At 67.5% G+C, this 1,586-nt stretch carries 2 protein-coding genes; both read right to left on the reverse strand.

The genetic code is table 11. The features are described 5' to 3' along the window. Window positions 1-450: chemotaxis protein CheW (locus tag P0R31_RS40590; protein ID WP_275521206.1), on the reverse strand; the 450-nt coding region annotated here is incomplete at its 3' end. Window positions 451-482: 32 nt separating this feature from the next. After that, window positions 483-1,586: response regulator (locus tag P0R31_RS40595; protein ID WP_275521208.1), on the reverse strand; the 1,104-nt coding region annotated here is incomplete at its 5' end.

Genomic DNA, 1,586 nt, shown 5'->3' on the forward strand with positions numbered 1-1,586 from the left:
TGCGAGCTCGAGGACGCGGTCGACGTCGAGGACGACCATGAGCTGGCCGTCGAGGCGGTGGACGCCGCCGGCGAGCTTGGCCATGCGCGGGTCGAGGTTGACGGGGTTTTCTTCCTTGCCGTCCTCGGGCAGGCGCAGCACCTCGCCGATCTGGTCGATCAGGAGGCCATAGGATTCGCCGCGCAGGTCGACGCCGACCGCCATCGCGGTCTTGCCGTCCTCGTCCTTGGGCAGGCCGAGGCGCGAGCGCATGTCGACCACGGTGACGATGCGGCCGCGCAGGTTCAGCACGCCGGCGATCTCGCGCGAGGCCAGCGGCACGCGGGTGACGCGCTCGGGCATGAACACGTCCTGGACGCGGGAGATCGGCAGCCCGAACAGCTGGCCGCCGATCATCGCGGTGACGTACTCGACCATGGCGCCTTCAGCGGACTGGGTCTTCTTGCTCATTTCAGTGTCTCCTGGTCCATCCCGCTTAAGGTTTAAGCCGCGGCCGCCCGGCTCAGCTCGGAGGCGCCGGCGGCGCCCGCGGTCTGCTCCTTCAGCGCCGCGATCAGGCCGGGACGGTCGAACTTGGCGACGTAATCGTGGAAGCCGGCCTGACGGCCGCGCTCGATCGCCGCCGGCGACACCAGCGCCGACAGGCCGATGATCGGCGTCGCGGCGAGGTTGTTGTCGGAGCGGATCGTCTCGGCGAACTCGAACCCGTTCATGTCGGGCATCTCGATGTCGGTCAGGATCACGTCGAAGTTTTGGGCGCGCAGTGCCGCCAGGCCTTCCTGCGCGGTCGGCGCGGTGCGGACGCGGTAGCCGGCGGCCTTCAGCACCGGCGCCAGCATGTTGCGGAAGAAGGCCGAGTCGTCGACCAGCAGCACCGACTGCGAATGCAGCGACGGCTTCATCTCCTTGCGGGTGAACCAGTCGGCGAACGCCATCGGCAGGAAGTGGCCGACGTCGATCACCTCGGTGGCCTGGCCCTTGATCACGGCCGAGCCGAGAATGCCGGAGGAGGAGCCGCCGACCTCGATGTTGAGCCGTTCCTCGACGATGTCGATGATCTCGTCGACGACGAGGCCCATGGAGCGGCCGTCGTCGGCGAACACCAGGATCGGCTGGGCGCCCTGGCTCGCGATGGTGACGCTCTCCATGGCGACCAGCGGCATCAGCTGCTCGCGGTACTGCACCATGTAGCGGCCGTTGGAGAACTCGATCTTGTCGGCGGGCAGCTCCTCCAGGCGCGTGACGAGGCCGAGCGGGACTGCCTTGGGCTGCGACGAGCCGGCGCGGAACACCAGCAGCGAGGTGGTCTGCTCGCCACTTCCGATGTGATGGCCGGCCGCTTCGTCGCCCATGTCATGGGCCGAGGAGCCGGCGGCGCCGAGCGCCTTGGCAATGCCGTTGGGATCGATGATCATGATGACCGCGCCATCGCCCAGAATGGTGTTGCCGGAGAACATGTCGATGTGACGCAGCTTCGTCGACATCGGCTTGACCACGATTTCTTCGGTGTGGAACACGCCGTCGACGACGATGCCGAAGGTCTGGCTGCCGACTTGCGTCACCACGATGAAGCCGTTCTCGGGATC

Source organism: Bradyrhizobium yuanmingense (assembly GCF_029167105.1).
GTDB classification, from domain to species: domain Bacteria; phylum Pseudomonadota; class Alphaproteobacteria; order Rhizobiales; family Xanthobacteraceae; genus Bradyrhizobium; species Bradyrhizobium yuanmingense_A.